Origin of the sequence: Maledivibacter halophilus (assembly GCF_900167445.1) — a bacterium.
Classification (GTDB): domain Bacteria; phylum Bacillota; class Clostridia; order Peptostreptococcales; family Caminicellaceae; genus Maledivibacter; species Maledivibacter halophilus.
Map to the genome: position 1 here is coordinate 47,766 of NZ_FUZT01000013.1, position 16,073 is coordinate 63,838.

The window sequence follows — 16,073 nt, forward strand, 5'->3', positions numbered from 1 at the left end:
TTTTACTGAAATATCTATATAATTTTAAAGACAATGCTTCTTTTCTAGATCTAATAATTTCTTTTTAAGAGATATTCCACCGGGGGCAGAAAAGCCTGTAAGCTTACCATTGCTTCCGATTACCCTGTGACAAGGTACTATTATACCTATAGGATTTTTTCCAATAGCCCCTCCAACAGCTCTACATTTTTTCATATCTCCTAATTTTTTAGATACATCTTTATATGTCCATATATCTCCATACCCAATTTCATAAAGTATCTCCCAAACACTGATTTGAAAAGGGGTTCCTAAGAAATGGAGCTGTAGATTGAAAGTTTTTCTACTGCCAGATAGATATTCTTGTATTTGATTAAAAGCTATTCTATTTTTTTTATTATCTTCCATAATATTATCTTCAGCGAAATGCTTTTTCAACCAATTAAAATGTTTATCTACATCATTGTCCATAAAGCTCACATTACATAGCCCATCATCTGCAGAAGCAAAAAATATTTTTCCAAATAAAGTATTGTAAATATAATAATAAACATTTTTATCTTTATACTTTTTCATTTTAGCTCTCCTTTTTAAAGATAAACAACCTCAATGTTGTCTATTTTCAATATTAACTCCATATTTATATTATAGATAAACAATGTTAAGATTCAAAATGAATTTTAATATTGTTTATTTTTTTTCCTAACAAGATGTATCTTTTTAATAAAAAATGGAGTTTTGATAATAATAAATATTGAGAAATTTGTATTAAATACTGAAATAAAATATCAACTTATATCTAGAAAGGTTGGTGAATTTTATGACAAAACCGGCAGAAATAAGTGTAACCGAGGGTACAGATAAAAATTTACCTAAAGAAAAATTTGAGGAACTAGAAAAATTTATTGACGGTCTTGAAACCACAAAAGGGACACTAATTCAGATACTTCATAAAGCCCAGGATATATTTGGGTATCTTCCTAGAGATGTGCAACTTTACGTGGCAAGAAAGTTAGGGATTCCTGGTGCTGAAGTGTTTGGAGTAGTAAGCTTTTACTCTTATTTTACTACTAAACCACGAGGCAAACACACTATAAGTATATGTATGGGCACAGCCTGCTTTGTAAGGGGAGCTGACAAGATTGCAGAAAGATTGAAAGAAAAATTAGAAATAGAAGCAAATGAAATTACTGAAGACGGACTTTTCACATTGAAGGATGTTAGATGTATAGGCGCTTGTGGTCTTGCTCCAGTTTTAATGGTGGATGATAAGGTATACGGACGGGTGAAAGAAGAGGATTTAGATAATATTATTAATACCTATCGCAATCAGGAGGTGAAGCAGTAATGAAGGTTAAATCTTTGGAAGAACTTAAGAAAATTAGAGAAGAATCCATAGATAAGGTGGGTTTAAGAGAACATGGAGAAATTAAAGGAGATAAAGTAGAGATACTTGTAGGTATGGCAACCTGTGGGATATCTTCTGGAGCAAGAGAAACTTTAAATAAATTTGTAGAAGAAGTAAAAAATGAGAAGCTTGATAATGTAAAGGTAATACCAGTAGGCTGTATTGGATATTGTCATTCAGAACCTACTGTCCAGGTAAATATTTCAGGGAAAAAACCGGTTTTATATGGAAATGTAAAGGAGAAAAAAGTACATGAAATTATTGAAAAGCATATAAAGGGAGGGCAGCCAGTAGAAAGTCTGATTTTGAAGGTTGACTTTGAAAGAGTATAAAAAAGTTAGTAATGGAGGAGGCTTAACATGACTCAGTTTCGCACGAATATAATGGTCTGTGGCGGTACAGGATGTCTAGCCAGTGAAAGTGAAAAAGTATTTAAAAATCTTAATCTTATTCTCAAAGCAAGGGGGTATGATAAGGAAGTTCAAGTTATAAAAACAGGCTGCTTTGGTTTTTGTGAACAAGGACCAATAGTAAAAATAGAGCCCGATAATGTTTTATATGTCAGAGTTGGGCCAAAGGATGCAAAGGACATTATAGATGAGCACATTGTTAAAGGTAGACATGTGGATAGACTTTTATATAAAGAGCCTAAGGAGGGAAAGAAGGCCCACAAGCAAGAAGATATGCCCTTTTATAAAAAGCAGCTTCGAATTGCCCTTAGAAATTGTGGGCTTATAAATCCCGAAGATATTTACGAATATATAGCTTTGGGAGGATATGAGGCCTTAGGAAAAGTACTTACAACAAAGACTCAAAAAGAAGTAATAGATATGGTAAAGGAATCAGGACTTCGTGGACGTGGTGGAGGAGGATTTCCTACAGGTTTAAAGTGGGAGATAACAAAGAAGCAACAGTCAGAAACTAAATTTATGGTTTGTAATGCCGACGAAGGAGATCCAGGGGCATTTATGGATAGAAGTATATTGGAAGGCGATCCCCATAGAGTTTTAGAAGCTATGGCTATTGGAGGATATGCTATTGGAGCTGATAAAGGGATTATTTACATAAGAGCTGAGTATCCTCTTGCTATAAAAAGACTTAATATTGCAATAAAGCAAGCTCGTGAAATGGGCTTCTTAGGAAAGAATATATTTGATACAGATTTTAGCTTTGATATAGATATAAAATTTGGGGCTGGAGCCTTTGTATGCGGAGAGGAAACTGCTCTTATAAATTCCTGTGAAGGAAAGAGAGGAGAGCCAAATTATAAGCCTCCATATCCAGCTCAGGAAGGATACTGGGGACATCCAACCTGTGTGAATAATGTTGAAACCTTTGCCAATATACCTCCAATAATAATAAAAGGACCAGAGTGGTTTTCTTCAATTGGAACAGAAAAAAGCAAAGGGACAAAGGTATTTGCGCTGGCAGGGAAGGTTAATAATGTAGGCCTTGTAGAAGTGCCCATGGGAATAACCCTAAGGGAAATTATATTTGATGTAGGTGGAGGAATACAGGGTGGGCATAAATTTAAAGCGGTGCAAACCGGTGGACCGTCGGGAGGGGTAATAACCGAAGAAGAGCTTGATACACCAATAGATTATGATAGTTTAATTGGTATTGGGTCCATGATGGGTTCTGGTGGAATGATAGTTATGGATGAAACAGATGATATGGTAAATATAGCTAAGTTCTATCTTGAATTTACTATGGATGAATCATGTGGTCGATGTACTCCTTGTCGTATAGGAACTAAACGGTTATATGAAATGCTAAATAAAATAACCAGTGGAAAGGCAACAATGGCTGATATAGATGCAATGAAGCAATTATGTTATATGATTAAAGATGGCTCTTTATGTGGCTTAGGTCAGACCGCACCTAATCCTGTCCTTAGTACAATGAAATATTTTTGGGATGAATATATGTCCTATATAAAAGATGTTGATCATCCTCAGGGAGAAGGTAAATATGTGGCTAAAAATAAAATAGGATTAAAATCTTAAAAGGAGAGAGGTGAAATTATGGTCAAAGATTTAAAGAACCAAGGGAATATCAAAAAAATAAAAATTAAAATAAATGATCAGGAGTTAACAGTTCCTGAAGGAATAACAATTTTGGAGGCATCCCATGAAGCTGGAGTAAAGATTCCGACTTTATGTCATTTAGATCTCCATGATCTACAGCTTTACAATAAAACTGCTTCATGTAGGGTTTGTATGGTGGAGCTGGTAGATTCACAGGATAAAAGTAGAAATAAACTGGTACCATCATGTGTAACAAAGGCCTATGATGGTATGGCTGTTCGGACAGATACAATTCGTGCCATAACTGCTAGAAGAATGGCTGTAGAGCTATTATTATCAAACCATCCTAATGAATGCTTTACTTGTCCTAAAAATTTGGAATGTGAGCTGCAATCCTTAGCTGAGGAACTTAATGTAAGGGAAATAAGATGGGAAGGAGAAAGAATGAACTATCCCAAGGACGTATCCAGTGATGCAATAGTTAAGGACGCAAATAAATGTATATATTGTAGGAGATGTGAGACAGCTTGCAATGTAATACAAACCTGTGGAATATTATCTGGTATTGGACGGGGATTTGAAGCCTTTGTAGGACCTGCCTTTAATATACCAATGGTAGAGTCTTCATGTACATATTGTGGTCAGTGTGTACAGGTGTGTCCTACAGCAGCACTTACTGAGATGTATCATACTGATAAGGTATGGGAAGCTTTAAGTGATCCTGACAAACATGTTGTAGTGCAAACTGCACCCGCTATTAGGGTTGCCCTTGGAGAATTATTTGGAATGGAGGCTGGAACAATAGTAACGGGAAAAATGGTTACTGCCCTTAAACGCATGGGATTTGATGCAGTATTTGATACGGATTTTGGTGCTGATTTAACAATTATGGAGGAAGCTTCAGAGTTTATTTATCGCTTGGAAAATAATAAGACTTTACCTATGCTTACAAGCTGCTGCCCTGCTTGGGTAAAATTCATAGAGCATCAGTTTCCAGAGCTTTTAGAAATTCCTTCTACTTGTAAGTCTCCCCATATAATGTTTGGAACAATTGCTAAAACCTATTATGCTGAGAAAAATAACTTGGATCCTGATAATATTGTTGTAGTTTCAATAATGCCTTGTATTGCTAAAAAAGCAGAAGCTGCTAGACCAGAGCTTACAAAGGATAAACGGAACAATGTGGATATAGTTATAACTACTCGGGAACTTGGGGCAATGATAAAGGAAGCCGGTATTGAATTTGACCATCTGCCAGATAGTGAATTTGACCGGCCCCTTGGAGAAACAACCGGAGCTTCTGTTATATTTGGAACAACTGGTGGAGTTGCTGAAGCAGCTGTACGTACGGCTTATGAGTGGATTACAGGAGAAAAGCTTAAGGGAGAAGATGTAGTATTCAAGCAGTTAAGAGGTGCAACTGGACTTAAAAAAGCAACTGTGGAAATAGGAGATAAAGAAATAAATATAGGGATAGCAAGTGGTCTTGGAAATGCCAGAACTCTTTTAGAAGAAATAAGGGAAGGAAAGTCAAAGTATGAGATTATAGAAATAATGGCCTGTCCAGGAGGCTGTATTGGTGGTGGTGGACAACCATACCATCATGGTAATGATGAAATTGTTAGAAAAAGGCAGGAGGCTATCTATAGGGAAGATAAAAATAAAAAGCTTAGAAAATCCCATGAAAATCTTGAAGTTTTAAAACTATACGAAGAATATCTTGGAAAGCCCTTTGGAGAAAAAGCTCATAAGCTTCTTCATACCCATTATGAAGAAAGAGAAAGGATTTAAAAATAGAAAGGAGTATTAAAAATGGCACGAAAAGTAGGTTTGTTACCTAAATTAATAGCTGGGATTGTTCTAGGGATTATCATAGGTTTGATTTCAAAATCTACAGAGTTTTACTTTATTGTTCGGCTCCTGACTACCTTTACCAGTATTTTTGGAAATTTTTTAAAGTTTATAATACCATTTATAATAATTGGTTTTGTTGCTCCTGGTATTGCTGATTTAGGTAAAGGGGCTGGAAAACTGTTGGGGCTTACTGCAGGTATAGCATATATTTCTGCAATAACAGCAGGAATTATAGCTTTTTTTATAGGATCTACCATACTGCCGAATGTAATTAAGGCAGGGGAGGTCGCAGAAAAATCAACTTTAAATCTTGAGTATTTCTTTACAATAGAAATGCCTCCTATGATGGAAGTGATGACAGCATTAATTACAGCCTTCATTTTAGGACTTGGCATGGCTGCAATTAAGGGTAACACTTTGTTTGGTGCTTTGAGAGACTTTCAAAGCATTGTTGAAGGAGTAGTAAGGAGAGTTTTAATTCCCCTTATACCAATACATATATCAGGGATATTTGCCAGATTAACTACTACAGGAGAAATATTTAAAACTATCAAAGCTTTTTCTTCAGTATTTGCTTTAATAATTATTCTTCAAATAAGCTATATAATTATTCAGTATTTAGTAGCCTGGATGGTCAGTGGTAAAAATCCATTTAAAGCTATCAAGAATATGCTCCCCGCTTATTTTACTGCACTGGGTACTCAATCTTCAGCAGCAACAATACCAGTAACTATTCAAAGTGCTAGAAAGAATAAGATTACTGAAGACATTATTGATTTTGTAATTCCCCTTGGGGCAACTATCCATCTGGCAGGAGATACCATTACCTTGGTACTTGCTTCGATGGGAGTTATGATAATATCTGGAACAATACCAACCTTTGCTATGATGCTTCCATTCATATTAATGCTTGGTGTAACAATGGTTGCTGCTCCAGGAATACCGGGAGGAGGAGTATATGCAGCTCTAGGGCTTTTGGAAAACATGCTTATGTTTTCTACAGGGCAGCAGGGACTGATGATTGCACTTCACTTTGCGCAAGATAGCTTTGGTACAGCAACTAATGTTACAGGTGATGGAGCTATAGCTATAATGATTGATGAGATATCAAAACGAAAAAAATAAGAAAATTGTATAGATATTCAAAAGTCAAAGTTGGATAACTTTGACTTTTGAATTATAAATTTATATTTTAATGATTTAGCTGCAGGTTGTTATTAGTTAGCTCTTAGCCAAATAAAGCAATAATTTTAAATATCCAATTCTATTGGTTCATTAAAAAGCTGGAACTATTGCACCTTTATATTGTTCTTCAATAAACTCCTTAACTTCCCCAGATTGTAAAGCTTCAATTAATGCTTTTATATTTTCATTATCCTTATCCTCTGGTCTAATGGCGAGTATATTTGCATATGGAGATTCACTGCCTTCAATTATTAATGGATCAGTTGAAGGATTGAGACCAGCTTCAAGGGCATAATTTGTGTTGATTATAGCAGCATCAACATCCTTTAGTGTTCTTGGTAGCTGAGCAGCGTCTATAGGCTTGAAAACCAAATTTTTAGGATTAGAATCTATATCTGCATCTGTAGCCTCAAGACCTGCATCTTCTTTAAGTTTTATATAACCTTTAGATTCAAGGAGTATTAAAGCTCTACCTTCATTAGTAGGATCATTGGGAATAGATATTACAGCTCCATCCTTTAAATCATCGATTGATTCTATTTTCTTTGAATATAACCCTAAGGGTTCAATGTGAATTTTTGCTGCACTAAAAAGCTCTATATTTCTCTCGCTGGCAAAGGATTCCATATATGGTTCATGCTGAAAGAAGTTAGCATCTATTTCCTTAGCATCTAGAGCAAGATTAGGCTGTACATAATCGGTAAATTCTATTATTTCCAGCTCTATACCTTTTTCTTTAAGTTTAGGTTTAATTATATTTAAGATTTCAGAATGAGGTACAGGTGTTGCTCCAACCTTTATAACAACTTCATCTCCTTTAGTTTCATCATTATTAGATGTTTCTTTAGGGCTGCACCCTACCAATGCAAGGGATAGAATGAGTAAGCCTATAGTGATTAATAAAATATTTTTTTTCATAAATTTTTTCCTCCTATTTTCTATTCAATGATTTTGATAAGCTATTTCCTAAAAATTGCATAATTTGGACTATGGCAACGAGCACAATTACGGCAGCTATTAAAACATCTGTCTTAAAACGATGATAACCATATCTGATTGCCAGGTCTCCTAATCCCCCACCTCCTAATATTCCTGCAATTGCAGAATATCCTAAGATATTTATAAGAGTTATAGTAATACCAAGAGCAAGGGATGACATCGCCTCGGGTATTAAAACTCTAGTAATAATTTGAAAGGGCGAAGCTCCCATTGCCATTGATGCTTCAACAATTCCCCAATCTACTTCTCTTAAAGAAGTTTCAACTACTCTGGCAAAAAAAGGAGTGGCAGCGACAATTAGAGGAACAATGGCAGCTGTAGTTCCAATGGAAGTTCCAACTATTAAACTTGCAAATGGAGCAATTAAAATTATAAGTATTATTGCAGGCAATGATCTTATAACATTGATTATTGTAGATAAAATTTTATTTAATGTAGGAAAAGGCATTATATGATTTTTTTCTGTAACCACTAGTATTATTCCAAGGGGAAGACCCAGTACTATTGTAAACAATGCCGATAGTCCTATCATATATAATGTTTCAATAAGCGATGGTATAAGAAGCTCTAATAAATCACTCATTTGTAATCACCTCAGCTTTCACATTGTTAGTTTCAAGATATGAAATAATATCTTCTAATTTATTAGATACATTATCAATACCTATTGTTAATTTGCCCAGAGGCTGATTTTGAATATATTCAATTTGGCCGGACAAAATATTTATTTCAACGTTAAAATCCTTTCCTAATTTTGATATAATCGGTTTTTGAGCGCTATTTTCCATGAAAGAAAGATTTAGCATTATACCTTTTTTAAATTCTTCAGGTATATAATTACTACTTTCAACAAAATGTTTAGTTATTTCATTTCCAGGCTTTGAGAAAATATTTATTGTACTACCTTCTTCAATAATTTTTCCGTCTTCCAATATTGTTACAAAATCACATATTTCCTTTATAACATCCATTTCATGGGTAACAACTACTATTGTAATACCTAGTGACTTATTTATATCTTTAAGCAGGGTCAAAATTTGTTTAGTTGTCTTAGGGTCTAGAGCAGAAGTAGCTTCATCACATAGTAATACATCAGGATCATTGGCTAGGGCTCTAGCTATACCTACCCTTTGTTTTTGACCACCACTTAATTGTGATGGAAAAGAATTAGATTTGTCTGTAAGCTCTACAAGCTCAAGTAAAGATTTTACCTTTTTTTGAATCTGAGCTTCTGGGGTTTTTGATAAACTTAAAGGAAATGCAATATTATCAAAAACCGTTTTGCTTGATAGAAGATTAAAGCCTTGAAAAATCATACCGATTCTTTTTCTTGCATTTCTTAAATCCTTACTATTCAATGAGGTAAGATTTACTTCATTAATCCATACTTCTCCGCTTGTAGGTTCTTCAAGTCTATTTATACATCTAATCAAAGAGGATTTACCTGCTCCGCTTAGACCTATTATTCCATGAATAGAGCCTTTATTTATGTTTAAGGATATATCCTTTAAGGCAACTACCTCATGGTTTCCTTTTTTATAAATTTTGGTAAGGTTATTTAGTTTAATCAATTGATTCACCTCTTTATTTTTTGAAATATCACTATAGCCATTTAAATAAAATTAAAAAAACCCTTTCGACAGTGAAAGAGTTTAAAATATATATTTTCTCATCTGTCGATATAGAAATATCGCTGGAATTAGCACCGATACATTTAAATATGCCGGTTGCCGGGCTTCATAGGGCCAGTCCCTCTGCCACTCTGGATAAGATATCGTGATATTTAATTTTTTATGACATGTATACATTATAAATCAATTAACTATTTTGTCAATAGAGAAATTGCATAAATTTTTATAGAAAAGCTTATAAAAATGCATAGAAATATAAGCTGTAGATATATGTTATAAAATTTTACAGATTTATAGATATGATTATTTTTTTATTGGGAATAATGAGTTTCTTTAGTTTTACAGCTTATATCTAATAGTTCATAGGAAAAAAAATTTTTAGCTTTATATTGATTTTAATTTTTTTCTCTATTAATTGGGTAATAATAAATTAAAGAATAATTTTAGGAGGAATATTTATGAATATATATGAATTTGCTATGAAGATGGAGCTTGATGGGAAAAAATATTATGAGAAGCTAATGAATAGTGCAGAAGATGAAGGGCTCAAGAAGATATTTAAAATGCTTGCCCAGGACGAAGAGGAGCACCATAGAATAATTAAGAATATGAAAGATATGAATACAAAACATATTAAATCAGAAACCTTAAAAAATGCCAACAATATTTTTTCTAAAATGTTATGTACGGATCAAAAGTTTAATTTAAGTTCTACCGCAATAAAAGCATATGAACATGCATTAAATTTAGAGGATGAAAGTATTAGACTATATGAAGATAAGTATGAGAAAAGTGAAAACAAAGGTGAAAAGAAAGTCTTTAGAAGCTTAGCCGATGAAGAAAAAAGGCATAAATTAATTATTGAGAATATTTTAGATTTTGTAAGGCAGCCGGAAAGGGAAAGAGCAGTTAAAACTGTGGACTCCGATCCAGAATTTGCAAGGTTTGAAAACTTATAAAAATAATACATCTCAATATTTCCATATTATGCCTAAAATGACTTTTAACAGCTCTCCTTTTATGTTACAATTTTGAACTGAAGGGATAATATAGAGGTTCAGGTAGAACTCTATATAGATATGTGATTCTGAAAATTAATAAAAAGAACGTTCAATCCAACAAGAATTAATCAAAATCTTCTTCATAGTTTTTAAATGTAGATTTTGATGAAACACATAAGGAAAATTATATTTATTTGAAGAATTAGTAAGTTTATAATTTCCTAACCGTTATAAAAATCGCAGGGAAGGAAAACTCAGAGGCCACTTCCTTTCTTAAGTTTTATTGGCGTATATCTATATAAATAAAATTATATCAGGAGAGAATTTATGAAAAATGTATTAGATTTATTCAGTGAAATAATAGAAGATCAAAAGCTTATATATGCTGTGCTTAGTAATGTGAGGAAAAAAAGTGAAAAGACCTTTAATAGAGCTTCTGTAAAGCCGGTAATTATTAAAAATGAATTACTATTTCAGATTACATATCATTATGATAAAAAAGTAATTCATAATAATTTCAAAGCCCATGAAGCTATAACTGAGTTAGACAACTTAATTCAGTTATATTTTAAACAAATAGTTATATATACAACAGATGCAGACTATCAGATTTTAATAAGTAAGAAAGGAAAGGTAAAGATATTAAAAAAATCACCAACAAGAAAAAAAGAGGGTTTGAGTCATAATAGAAAGAAAAATTATATATTGGAGGAAAATAATCCCTATGATTTTCTAATTAATTTAGGTGTAATGAATAAAGAGGGAAGGGTTTTGCCTAAAAAATATGATAAATTTAAACAATTAAATAGGTTTTTAGAAATGGTTTCAGACTGTATTCCCTATTTGAACAAAGAAAAAACTATAAATATAATAGATTTTGGATGTGGAAAATCCTATCTTACATTTGCTTTATATTATTATCTTGTAGAAAAACTAGGGTTAGATATTAATATAATTGGACTTGATTTAAAAAAGGATGTTATAAGTTTTTGTAATAAAGTTGCTGATGATCTTGGTTATCACAGATTAAAGTTTGTACATGGAGATATAAAGGGATTTAAAAATATTGAAAAAGTGGATATGGTAGTATCTCTACATGCCTGTGATACAGCAACTGATGATGCTCTTGTTAAAGCAGTGAATTGGAATGCAGATGTAATTTTAGCTGTTCCCTGCTGCCAGCATGAATTATTTAATAAAATTCATAATCCTGTGATGCATCCTTTAGAAAAGCATGGAATAATAAAGGAGAAACTTTCAAGTCTTATAACAGATAGCATAAGAGGAAATATTCTTGAGATAATGGGATATTCAGTTCAAATTCTTGAGTTTATAGATATGGAGCATACACCTAAAAATATCCTCATAAGGGCTTTTAAAACTGGAAAGGTAAATGAAGAATCTGTAAATCAGTATAAGAAGTTTAAAGAATTTTGTAATATTAATCCTTATTTAGAAAAGGCAATGGGAGAAAACTTTAGGAGAGCTATAAGTTTTAAGTTCAAAGATTTTAGTAATAGCTGTGAAGTAATAAAAAGCAAATAATATGAAATCTTAGTTTATATATCTTAAAACTGTTCATGTTTTTGAGATTTTTTATGTGAATCAGCCTAAGAATTCTGTTCTAATATAGTTTTTTAAAATATAAATAGCTTATAGAAATTGACTCTAAAACTTAGAACTTAGAACTTATAACTTACAACTACCAATGCATCTACAAGATGTATTACTATTTGTATAATTGTATATAAATTGTGAAAAACATGCCATTGACTAAGTGTATATTGTATACTATACTTAAAAGTGTAATGTGGATTATTTTAAATATTTACATAATAAGGGGGTCAAAATAATGGCAAAGAAAAATATGAAAACAATGGATGGAAACACAGCTGCTGCCTATGTTTCATATGCATTTACTGATGTAGCAGCAATTTATCCTATCACACCTTCATCTCCGATGGCTGAATTTGTAGATTTATGGGCAGCAAATGGAAAGAAAAATCTTTTTGGACAGACAGTTAAGGTGGCAGAATTACAATCTGAAGCTGGCGCTTCTGGTGCTGTTCACGGTTCCCTACAAGGTGGAGCATTGACTACTACATATACTGCTTCACAAGGATTACTTTTAATGGTACCAAATATGTATAAAATTGCAGGAGAACTATTACCAGGCGTATTCCATGTTAGTGCTAGAGCCTTGGCTACCCATGCACTTTCAATTTTTGGAGATCATTCAGATGTAATGGCTACAAGACAAACTGGTTTTGCAATTCTTTCATCTGGATCAGTTCAAGAAGTTATGGACTTAGGTGGAATTGCACATCTTTCTGCGATTAAAACTAGAGTTCCATTTTTACATTTCTTCGATGGATTTAGAACTTCCCATGAGATTCAAAAAATTGAGCTCATTGAATATGATGAATTTGCTAAATTAATTGATTGGGATTCTGTTAAAGCATTTAGACAAAGAGCTTTAAATCCTGAGCATCCTGTTACTAGAGGTACTGCTCAAAACCCAGATATTTTCTTCCAAGCTAAAGAAGCTTCTAATACATTCTATCAAGAAGTTCCAGATGTAGTAGCTGATTACATGAAGGAAATAAGCAAGGTTACCGGTAGAGAATATAAGCCATTTAACTATTATGGTGCAGAAGATGCAGAGCGTATAATTGTTGCTATGGGTTCTGTTGTGGAAGCTGCTGAAGAGACAATTGATTATTTAATGGCTAGGGGAGAAAAGGTAGGTTTAATCAAAGTTCGTCTTTACAGACCTTTCTCAGAAAAATATTTCTTTGATGTATTACCAAGCACAGTTCAAAAGATTGCTGTACTTGATAGAACTAAGGAACCTGGTTCATTAGGAGAGCCATTATATCAAGATGTACGTACGCTGTTCTATGGTAAAGAAAAGGCTCCCGTGGTTGTTGGTGGTAGATATGGTCTTGGTTCAAAGGATACTACCCCATCTGAAATTAATAGGTTATTCGATGAGCTTAAAAAAGAAGAGCCTAAGAATGGATTTACACTAGGAATTAAAGATGATGTTACCCATACTTCATTAGAGGTTAGTGAACGAGTAGTTACTAAAAGAAAGGGTACAAAGAGCTGCAAGTTCTGGGGATTGGGTTCCGATGGAACTGTTGGTGCTAATAAGAGTGCTATAAAGATTATTGGTGATAAAACTGATCTTTATGCTCAAGGATATTTTTCATATGACTCTAAAAAATCTGGTGGAGTAACAGTATCTCACTTAAGATTTGGTGAAGAGCCAATAAGATCTACTTATCTTATAAATGAGGCTGATTATATTGCATGCCATAACCAATCTTATGTGGATAAATATGATTTAATAAAAGGCCTTAAAAAAGGCGGAATTTTTGTGCTTAATACTCAATGGAGTCCGGAAGAATTAGATGAACACCTTCCAGCAAATCTTAAAAAATATATTGCAGATAATGATATTAGATTCTATATCATTAATGCTTATGATATAGCAGGAAAAATAGGTTTAGGAAATAGAATAAACATGATAATGCAATCAGCCTTCTTCTCTTTAGCTAGTGTTATTCCAGAAGAAAAAGCTATGGAATATCTAAAAGAAGCTATTGCTAAGACATATGGTAAGAAGGGTGAGAAAATCGTTAATATGAATTATGAAGCAGTTGATAAGGGTAAAGAAGCTTTAGTAAAAGTAGAAGTGCCTGCTTCATGGTCTGGAGAATCTGTAGAGGAAGTTGCTGCAGCTGTTGAAGGATCAAGATTTGTTAAAGAGATTTTAACACCTATGAATGCTCAAAAAGGTGATGATCTTCCAGTTTCAACATTCAAAGGTATTGAAGATGGAACATTTGAAGCTGGTTTAGCTGCCCATGAAAAAAGAGGTATTGCAGTAAATGTGCCAGAATGGCAAATAGATAATTGTATACAATGTAATAAATGTTCGTATGTTTGTCCTCATGCTGCCATAAGACCTTTCTTAGTAAATGAAGAAGAAAGAGCAAATGCTCCTGAATCATTCAAAACTAAGAAGGCTATAGGTAAGGGCATGGATGGACTTGAGTATAGAATACAGGTTTCTACATTGGATTGTGTAGGTTGTGGGAACTGTGCTGATGTTTGTCCAGCTCCAAAGGGTAAGGCATTGGTAATGAAGCTTCTTTCTACACAAGAAGAGCAAATTGCTAATTGGGATTATGCATCTAATAATGTAACATATAAAGACAATATTATGGCTAAGACTACTGTAAAGGGAAGTCAATTTGCACAGCCTCTATTTGAATTCTCAGGTGCTTGTGCTGGCTGCGGTGAGACTCCATACATGAAGGCAGTTACTCAATTATATGGTGACAGAATGATGATAGCAAATGCTACAGGCTGTTCTTCTATCTGGGGTGGAAGTGCTCCTACAACACCTTACTGTAAAAATGCAGAAGGTAAAGGACCTTCATGGGCGAATTCTCTTTTCGAAGATAATGCTGAATATGGCTATGGTATGGCAATAGCTTCTAAGAAAATGAGGGAAAAACTTCAGTTATTAATGGAAGAAGCATTAAAATTAGAAATTTCAGCTGATGTAAAAGAAGCATTTAATGCTTGGATTGAAGCAATGGATGATGGTGAAGCATCAAAAGAAGCTTCAGCTAAGGTAATTGCAGCTATTGAAGGAAATAAATTTGATGGAAAAGCTAAAGAAATAATTGATGAAATAATTGAGAAGAAAGACCATCTAGTTAAGAAATCTGTTTGGATTGTTGGTGGAGACGGATGGGCTTATGACATCGGTTACGGTGGATTAGATCATGTTCTTGCTTCTGGAGAAGACGTAAATGTTTTAGTATTTGATACTGAGGTTTACTCAAATACAGGAGGCCAGGCTTCTAAAGCTACTCCAACAGCTGCTACAGCTAAATTTGCTGCTGCTGGTATGAGAGTTAAGAAGAAGGATCTTGGTATGATAGCTGCTCAATACGGTTATGTATATGTAGCTCAAGCAGGTATGGGAGCAGACAACAACCAATTCATGAAGACTTTAGTAGAAGCTGAAAGCTATAAGGGACCATCTCTAATCATCTGCTATGCTCCATGTATAAACCATGGTATAAAGGCAGGCATGGGCAAATCTCAAGAGAGAGTAAAACTTGCAGTTGATGCTGGATACTGGCATCTATGGAGATTTGATCCAAGAAGAAAAGATGAGGGACAAAATCCATTTACATTAGATTCTAAAGAACCAAAATCAGATTTTGCTGAGTTCTTAAGAGGAGAAGTAAGATACACTGCTCTTGAATCTGGATTCCCAGAAGTTGCAGCTACTCTTTTTGAAGAAGCTGAAAAAGATGCTAAAGAAAGATATCAAACTTACAAGCGTATGGCTGAAATGAAATACTAAAATATTAAAACTGAGGAGCATATTAATTTGCTTCTCAGTTTTTTTATTTGAGAAACTTGCATAATTATATTCTTTTATGTAATTTTGTCAAATTAAAATTATAAAATTTCAGCACGTATTATTTATAAGGTTTTATTGATAAAGTAATATATATATATTATAATTGATTATAGACACTTGAGAATCTTACGAATATAATAGTAAATTGTCAAAGCAATATGAGTATGAAATATGAAAAATTTAATAGGGATTATGATGTATATAGGTGCCTTTGTTTCTAAAGGTTAAAAGGGAAGATCGGTGAAAGCCCGACACAGCCCCCGCTACTGTAAGTATTGACGAAACCGTAAAATATCCACTGGGAAACTGGGAAGGGAAGGGAGTAGGTTAAAATACGAGTCAGGAAACCTGCCTGTATATTTTTGAAATATCATTATTTCGGAGGGAAGTAAGTATCTATATTAGCTAAGATTTTAATGAAGGTTTTAGCATTATAAGATATAATTAAGCTCTGATAGAGCTTTTTTTATTATAATGAAACAATGTCAAACTTTAATTTATATATCTTTAAAATATAGAGTGTTTCTACGATTTTTT

Annotated in this window: 12 protein-coding genes and 2 riboswitches; of the genes, 8 read left to right on the top strand and 4 right to left on the bottom strand. The window is 33.4% G+C overall.

From position 1 onward, the window contains the following. Window positions 1–24 precede the first annotated feature (24 nt). Window positions 25–555: a methylated-DNA--[protein]-cysteine S-methyltransferase gene (locus tag B5X81_RS21140; protein WP_079494657.1), complete on the bottom strand. Its 531-nt coding sequence runs from the start codon at window positions 553–555 to the stop codon at window positions 25–27. 244 nt (window positions 556–799) lie between these two features. On the opposite strand from B5X81_RS21140, the gene B5X81_RS21145 reads away from it, so the two are divergent. The 5 genes from B5X81_RS21145 to B5X81_RS21165 are packed head-to-tail and all read left to right on the top strand — an operon-like array spanning window position 800 to window position 6,393. Further along, on the top strand, window positions 800–1,327 hold the full coding sequence (locus tag B5X81_RS21145; protein WP_079494658.1) for an NADH-quinone oxidoreductase subunit NuoE family protein: 528 nt from the start codon (window positions 800–802) through the stop codon (window positions 1,325–1,327). Then, entirely contained in the window at window positions 1,327–1,719 is a 393-nt protein-coding gene (locus B5X81_RS21150; protein WP_079494660.1) for a (2Fe-2S) ferredoxin domain-containing protein, read from the top strand. The genes B5X81_RS21145 and B5X81_RS21150 overlap by 1 nt, the downstream gene beginning before the upstream one ends. 27 nt (window positions 1,720–1,746) lie before the next feature. Next, window positions 1,747–3,393 (top strand): NADH-quinone oxidoreductase subunit NuoF, encoded by a 1,647-nt coding sequence (gene nuoF / locus B5X81_RS21155; protein ID WP_079494662.1) that lies wholly within the window; start codon window positions 1,747–1,749, stop codon window positions 3,391–3,393. 18 nt (window positions 3,394–3,411) lie between these two features. Next, a complete protein-coding gene (locus B5X81_RS21160; protein ID WP_079494664.1) occupies window positions 3,412–5,205 on the top strand; it encodes an NADH-dependent [FeFe] hydrogenase, group A6 in 1,794 nt (597 codons plus the stop codon). 21 nt (window positions 5,206–5,226) lie between these two features. Next, window positions 5,227–6,393: a dicarboxylate/amino acid:cation symporter gene (locus tag B5X81_RS21165; protein ID WP_079494665.1), complete on the top strand. Its 1,167-nt coding sequence runs from the start codon at window positions 5,227–5,229 to the stop codon at window positions 6,391–6,393. A gap of 150 nt (window positions 6,394–6,543) precedes the next feature. Here the strand turns inward: B5X81_RS21165 and B5X81_RS21170 are convergent, their stop codons facing one another. From B5X81_RS21170 to B5X81_RS21180, 3 genes are read right to left on the bottom strand one after another with little or no spacing between them, the layout of a single operon-like run. Beyond that, window positions 6,544–7,371 carry a MetQ/NlpA family ABC transporter substrate-binding protein gene (locus B5X81_RS21170; RefSeq protein WP_079494676.1) on the bottom strand — a complete coding sequence of 276 codons (828 nt, stop codon included), beginning with the start codon at window positions 7,369–7,371 and terminating at the stop codon, window positions 6,544–6,546. A gap of 13 nt (window positions 7,372–7,384) precedes the next feature. Beyond that, window positions 7,385–8,035, bottom strand: coding sequence for a methionine ABC transporter permease (locus B5X81_RS21175; RefSeq protein WP_079494678.1), 651 nt, complete (start codon window positions 8,033–8,035; stop codon window positions 7,385–7,387). Continuing rightward, window positions 8,028–9,032 (bottom strand): methionine ABC transporter ATP-binding protein, encoded by a 1,005-nt coding sequence (locus B5X81_RS21180; protein ID WP_456298920.1) that lies wholly within the window; start codon window positions 9,030–9,032, stop codon window positions 8,028–8,030. The genes B5X81_RS21175 and B5X81_RS21180 overlap by 8 nt, the downstream gene beginning before the upstream one ends. A gap of 86 nt (window positions 9,033–9,118) precedes the next feature. After that, window positions 9,119–9,225, bottom strand: a riboswitch (SAM riboswitch). 316 nt (window positions 9,226–9,541) lie between these two features. Between B5X81_RS21180 and B5X81_RS21185 the strand changes: the two genes are divergently transcribed. The 3 genes from B5X81_RS21185 (at window position 9,542) to nifJ (ending at window position 15,476) form a co-directional block, all read left to right on the top strand. Beyond that, window positions 9,542–10,042: a ferritin-like domain-containing protein gene (locus B5X81_RS21185; RefSeq protein WP_079494682.1), complete on the top strand. Its 501-nt coding sequence runs from the start codon at window positions 9,542–9,544 to the stop codon at window positions 10,040–10,042. Between the two features lie 369 nt (window positions 10,043–10,411). Then, entirely contained in the window at window positions 10,412–11,629 is a 1,218-nt protein-coding gene (locus B5X81_RS21190) for a class I SAM-dependent methyltransferase (protein WP_079494684.1), read from the top strand. Between the two features lie 307 nt (window positions 11,630–11,936). Then, the gene (nifJ, locus tag B5X81_RS21195) at window positions 11,937–15,476 is read left to right on the top strand and encodes a pyruvate:ferredoxin (flavodoxin) oxidoreductase (RefSeq protein WP_079494686.1); all 3,540 of its coding nucleotides are present in this window, start codon (window positions 11,937–11,939) and stop codon (window positions 15,474–15,476) included. 246 nt (window positions 15,477–15,722) lie between these two features. Then, window positions 15,723–15,906: riboswitch (cobalamin riboswitch) on the top strand. Window positions 15,907–16,073: the final 167 nt, after the last annotated feature.